Source organism: Belliella pelovolcani (genome assembly GCF_900156785.1).
Classification (GTDB): Bacteria; Bacteroidota; Bacteroidia; order Cytophagales; family Cyclobacteriaceae; genus Belliella; species Belliella pelovolcani.
In genome coordinates this window covers 1-5,837 of the sequence record NZ_FTOP01000032.1, presented here as the reverse complement: position 1 = coordinate 5,837, position 5,837 = coordinate 1, and the positions used below count along the sequence as shown (strand labels likewise).

General features: G+C 36.5%; 6 protein-coding genes and 1 rRNA gene. 1 reads left to right on the top strand and 6 read right to left on the bottom strand.

Features of this window, described 5'->3' with window-relative positions:
- The 6 genes from BW935_RS17855 to rpmH form a co-directional block, all read right to left on the bottom strand.
- Window positions 1-77: ribosomal RNA gene (locus tag BW935_RS17855) — 16S ribosomal RNA — on the bottom strand; the annotation flags it as partial.
- Window positions 78-470: 393 nt separating this feature from the next.
- The gene (locus tag BW935_RS17850) at window positions 471-977 is read right to left on the bottom strand and encodes a DUF2480 family protein (RefSeq protein WP_076503145.1); all 507 of its coding nucleotides are present in this window, start codon (window positions 975-977) and stop codon (window positions 471-473) included.
- Complete coding sequence (gene tsaB / locus BW935_RS17845) at window positions 974-1,663, bottom strand: tRNA (adenosine(37)-N6)-threonylcarbamoyltransferase complex dimerization subunit type 1 TsaB (protein WP_076503144.1); 690 nt, start codon at window positions 1,661-1,663, stop codon at window positions 974-976. The genes BW935_RS17850 and tsaB overlap by 4 nt, the downstream gene beginning before the upstream one ends.
- Window positions 1,664-1,669: 6 nt before the next feature.
- Window positions 1,670-3,334 (bottom strand): S41 family peptidase, encoded by a 1,665-nt coding sequence (locus BW935_RS17840; RefSeq protein ID WP_076503143.1) that lies wholly within the window; start codon window positions 3,332-3,334, stop codon window positions 1,670-1,672.
- On the bottom strand, window positions 3,331-3,720 hold the full coding sequence (rnpA, locus tag BW935_RS17835) for a ribonuclease P protein component (protein ID WP_076503146.1): 390 nt from the start codon (window positions 3,718-3,720) through the stop codon (window positions 3,331-3,333). The genes BW935_RS17840 and rnpA overlap by 4 nt, the downstream gene beginning before the upstream one ends.
- Window positions 3,721-3,765: 45 nt before the next feature.
- On the bottom strand, window positions 3,766-3,924 hold the full coding sequence (rpmH, locus tag BW935_RS17830) for a 50S ribosomal protein L34 (protein WP_076503142.1): 159 nt from the start codon (window positions 3,922-3,924) through the stop codon (window positions 3,766-3,768).
- A gap of 140 nt (window positions 3,925-4,064) precedes the next feature.
- On the opposite strand from rpmH, the gene BW935_RS17825 reads away from it, so the two are divergent.
- Window positions 4,065-5,720 carry a M61 family metallopeptidase gene (locus tag BW935_RS17825; RefSeq protein WP_076503141.1) on the top strand — a complete coding sequence of 552 codons (1,656 nt, stop codon included), beginning with the start codon at window positions 4,065-4,067 and terminating at the stop codon, window positions 5,718-5,720.
- Window positions 5,721-5,837 lie beyond the last annotated feature (117 nt).

Here is a 5,837-nt window from a genome sequence, read left to right as displayed (position 1 = left end):
TCTAGATCCCGTTCGACTTGCATGTATTAGGCCTGCCGCTAGCGTTCATCCTGAGCCAGGATCAAACTCTCCATTGTAAAGTTTATATACGCTACATACGTAGCTTATTCCTATCGACTCTTATTGATATGCTTCTTGAAAAACTATCCTAAAATAGCCTCTCGTCGTTTCGTCTTACAACACTTCAATGAACTTTTTTCTCTTCTCGAGACATGTTTCAGAAACATTTTCTCTGAAAGCGAGTGCAAATATCGGGAGTTATTTTTAAGATCCAAAAACTTATTTAAAAAAAGTTTTAAATCTTTTTTTTCTCCTTCTGTAAAGCACTTTTTCAATTAAACTTGAGATCCTTTTGACCTTGTTCCCCTCAATTGGGACTGCAAACATAGAAGGTATTTGTAAATTTACCAAACCAGTTTTTTAAAAAATTACCTGTTTTTTGATAACAGCTTGTAGTAAAGCAAAATAATTTACTTTGGAGCCTTATAAAGAGGTACTGTGCTGCATGGCTCCCCATACATAATAGACTTGGCAAAAGGCTGTATAAGGGATACTACTCGACCATAAGCATACGTAGGCACAGGAAATTTACTACAACCTCTTATAACAACTGGCTTACCTTGATATTTTTCCGTGTCTATTTTTTGTATTCCCTTCTCAAATAAGTATTGCTCAAGCGCAGCTAAATCACCTATTACATATTCAACATCTACTTTTGTCAGGTATGTACCTATCAAAATAAATGCCCACGCTGGCACAATAGCATCCACGGTACATGTAACAGCTACAAGCTTACCCCGAAACTTCTCCCAGTCTAAACTCTTCAAAGCAGCCCTAAAATCCATTTCTTTCAAGATTAATTCTTGAAATAGAAAATCTTTAAGGTCAAAAATCACTCGATCTTCTTTTCTATATAATTCTTCAAGATCAATTGTGACCAATGAACTATTTGCAACTCTATTTACAATCTCACTCATATTAAAAAGGGATTTTTCTTTGACTTCAAAACCATGAACTCCTTCAAGTAGTTCGGCTCGAAATATGCAAGGCTCTCAAATTCTCTTTTTTGATACTTTTTATAAGCTAAATATCCAATTGTTGAACTTGAATTTAAATAAGGTAAAAAGCATGCATTTGGGTGTTTACATATTGCGGAAAATTTACCAGAACCATCACCCAAGAAATACACTCGCCCAGTATTCAAATAATGCTCGAACGACTTCTCGTCTAATACCACTGGCGCTACTTGATCTGAAATCTCCCCCGACCCTAATATAACACATGCATAGACTTCCATTCTTCTTGCATCAATCATGGGGATAACAAACTCTGATTCTGAAGCAAAAGGTTTTGTTTGTATAGCTAATGCTTGAAGCGTATCCACTGCAATCAAAGGTAAATCATGTGAAAAAGCTAGCCCCTTTGCTGTGGAAACACCTATTCTTAAGCCGGTATATGATCCTGGGCCTTGAGAAACAGCAATAGCACTTAAATTACGGACTTCTAAATTTAAATTTTGCAGCAAGTCATTCACCAGCTTCATCAACTTTTGAGCATGCATATTATCTACATGCAGTTCAGCTAACCCCATCAACTTCCCTTGATCATGAACGGATACAGAACAAACCTGAGTCGCAGTTTCTATAGAAAGAATCATCGCCATGCCTGATTATCTTTTTTTCGATGAAGCAGTCAAAATCCCAGCAAGTTTTTTTGGTTCGTTGAATATTGCAATGGATTGATTGATAGCCGTGTCATTTTGCAAAGAAGCTTCTATCACACCTTCTTGATAATAATACCTGGATATTAACTCGTCTTTCAAAGCTTCCTTAATCTCTGACTTGAAGGTAATCAAGTCCTGTTCTTTACTATGTGTTACTTGCTTCTTCAGGCTTTCAAGTTGCTCCTTTATATCATCGTAGTATTTTTCTCTTTGTGCGTACTTCTCTAAATCCTCCAATGACTTTTCAACATATGTTGTATAATCATATTCTTTGCCTTCTAACCAGGCTACAAAATCTTCATAAGTTTGATCAGAAATTGAAAACTCCCTCGGAGATGGCACTTCTTGATTTTCCAAGAAAAACTTATTACCATATTCGAAGACATGATTTCTAGCAACTAAACTGTAGGTAATTGGAGCGTATGTTCTTTCTTCTGTCAACTCATCTGGTTCAATCCCAGCACCATCATATACGATTCTTCCATTCTTAGTGGTAAATTTGGTCCTCAGTGAATCGGGAAGAGATGCAGATGGCGAGTCTGACTTTTTACTATAATCAATTGCTTGAATACATCTCCCACTTGGGATATAGTATTTAGCCGTTGTCACTTTAACCTGAGAATTGTATGAAAGCGGAATTGATGTTTGAACTAACCCTTTTCCAAAGGTCTTTTTGCCGATCAAAATCGCTCTATCATAATCCTGCAAAGCACCAGCAACGATTTCTGAAGCTGAAGCACTCCTTTCATTGATCAATACAACTAAAGGGATATCCTTATCCACTGGTGATTTTGTGGTTTTGTAAACAGAGTTTACACTTTCCAATTTACCAATAGTCCTTACTACTTCTTTTCCTTTAGGTATAAAAAGGTTAACAATCTCAACCGCTTCTTTCAAAATCCCTCCTGGATTATCTCTCACGTCTAAAATCAATCTGGTGATACCCTGAGATTTCAAATCAATTAAAGCCTTCCTCACATCGGAAGCTGCATTGGTGGTAAAATCAGTAAGCTTGATATAGCCTGTCTGATCATCTACCTTTCCATAGTAAGGTACATTACTGATCACAATCTTTTTCCTATCTAAATTTACTGCTATGGTATCATCCCCCCGCTTCACCTGAACAAACACTGAGGTATTTGCAGGACCTTTCAGCAGTTTAGAGATATCCGCTGTTTCCTTTTCTCTTACATCTACAGTGTCAACTTTCAGAAATTCGTCACCTATTCTCAAACCTGCTGCTTGTGCTGGAAAACCTTTGTAGGGCATCAAAATCATATTCTTCCCTGTCCTATTTCCAATAAGCGCCCCTACTCCACCGTACTCACCAGTAGTCAAAAGACGAAAATCATCAGAGTTTTCTTCCGGAATAAATTCAGTATATGGATCTAGTTCCTCTAGCATCGCATTGATACCAATGGTCACCAGCTCTTCAGCATCAATTTCATCCACATAATAGGAATCTAACTCCCTGACAAGTGAAGCGAAAATATCTAGGTTTTTAGCGATTGCAAAAAGCTTATCATTCTTTGCTGTAAAAGAAAATAACACCCCAACCCCAAGAAGAATTGTAAATGCAATAGCAATGCTTTTTCTGGAAATAAATTTCATAATAAATGATTAGATTCATCACTAGACTCAGCTAGTTTTTTAAGTATTTTTTGAACAGAGGATTCAATTTTTGGATAAGGCGCAATATCAGAGGAAACATAGATTAAGGCAATATGCAGAGGTGATTTTTTTGGATCGCCTAGGATGTTTTTATTTAATCTGTAAGCTTCTTTAATTCTACGTTTGACTTGATTGCGGTGTACTGCCTTTTTGATCTTCTTCTTTGAAACGGAAAAAAGCACCTGAATAGTTTCAGTACTGTCTAAAGGCTGAGGCAAAAAGAGTACTTTGAATGGATATAAAAAAAAAGAGGAACCTTTATCAAAAAGTTCCTTTATTGCCTTTTGAGAATGTAATCTTTCATTCTTTGGAAGTCTGTAATTCATTTCCATCATTGCTTACGTATAAATATACGAAATCAATGCAGATTATTACTTCTTAAGAGTCTTCTCAGAAGAAACAGTTAATTTATGTCTTCCTTTTGCTCTTCTAGATTTGATTACTCTTCTACCGTTAGCAGTAGACATTCTTTCTCTGAATCCGTGCTTGTTTCTTCTTTTTCTACGAGAAGGCTGAAATGTTCTTTTCATGACGCTATGATTTAATATTTTTTGTGCTTACCTGAGTTCTATCTTAGGTTGACCCTAAAAAGGACTGCAAAGATAGATAGGTTTTTTTTTATTTACAAATCAGTAGTTTACTTTTGTTTGCTACCAAACCACAAAGATAGATGCAATATTTTATTTCGCGCAATTCAATTCCTTCTCAGTTTGTCAACATCAAACTTAAGCTGTCTTGTGAAACTGGCGAAAAAGTAAAACTTCAATTGGCGGCTTGGAGACCAGGTAGGTACGAGTTGACCAATTATGCCCAAAAAATCAGAGCATTTAAGATCTCTCATTTGTCAAAACCTATCAATTGGAAAAAACAAAGCAAAGATTGCTGGACTTTCACAGCAGATGTACCTGGTATCTATGAGATCAATTACGAGTTCTATGCCAATCAAATGGATGCTGGTGGATGCTGGTCAGATGAAATACAACTTTATTTAAACTTTAGCAATTGCCTTTTCGAGATCAATCATAGAGAAAATGAAGCAATCCTAATTCAAATTGACTTTCCGAACAATTACAAAGTAGCTTGCTCACTAATAAGACAAGATCATACAACGTGGTCTGCTAAAAATTATCAGGAAGCTATAGATAGTCCATTCTTGGCTAGCAAAGACCTCAAACATTACGAATACTCCATTGCTTCAAGTCGCTTTCATTTGTGGTTCAATGGATCCATTCATTTTGATATAAATGAATTGATTGAGGTTTTCAAAGGATTTACACAAGCTCAAATCAAGGACTTTGGTGATTTCCTTGCTGATGATTATCATTTCATTTTTCAACTTTTAGCATTCAAGCATTATCATGGAGTTGAACATCAGTATTCCACGGTGATCACGATCGGTCCTGACAAGGATTTATCAGAAAGAACATTGTTAAAAGAGCTGATTGGTGTGAGCTCTCACGAGTTGTATCATTTTTGGAATGTATGTAGAATCCGACCAAAAGAATTGATTCCTTACAGCTTAGCCCAAGAGATTTATTTAGACGCAGGCTTGGTACTTGAAGGTGTCACCACCTACATGGGGGACTTATATTTATTGAAATCTGGCTATTTTGATTTAAAGGAATACTGCGAAGAAATACTCCAAAAGCTCTTTCAAAAGGAGTTTGATAGTTTTGGATGGAAAAATCAAAGCATCAGCGAAAGTAGCGGAGATTTGTGGCTCGATGGCTACAAAGCTGGAATACCAGATAAAAAAGTTAGCATCTATAACAGGGGCGCTATTATTTCTCTTTGCATAGATTTAATCCTCTTACAGAAAGGTAGCTCCTTGACTAAAGTAATGAAGCTCATGTGGGAGAGGTTTGGCAAAACTCAAATTGGGTACACCATGGCTGACTTCCAAACGATGATAGCAGAAGCTCATGGGGAAGCTAAGGTCATCCAAGACTTTTTTGAGAGCTATGTATTTGGTGTAGCAGATATTCTTCCTTTATTGAAGCAAAACCTAGAAGCGGTAGGCATACAGATTGAAACAGTTTATCCTGAGAAAAGTACTTTGCTAAACAATTTCGGTATTCGAGTAGCTGAAAATGGATTAATTACTCAGGTTCATCCTGATAGTGATGCTTACAAAAATTGCATGATAGGGGATAAAATCATTGAGAGCTCTATAGAAACTGAAAAAGGACAAACCCTAGAAATATTAATAGAGAGGCAATCTAGGAGAATTAACATCTCGCTACCAAACACAGAATCATTTTATTTCCCTCAATTCAAATGCAGGATACTGAGTGAAACCAAGTGGAGACTTGATTGGATAAAATAAAAAAGGAGGCTCGTAAGCCTCCTTTTTCCTGACTTCGACAGTCGTCAGTCCCATTTAATCGTAAGGCTTTGATAGATAATGTTTTATATTTTTTGATTTTGAATTTGGGTGTCCCAG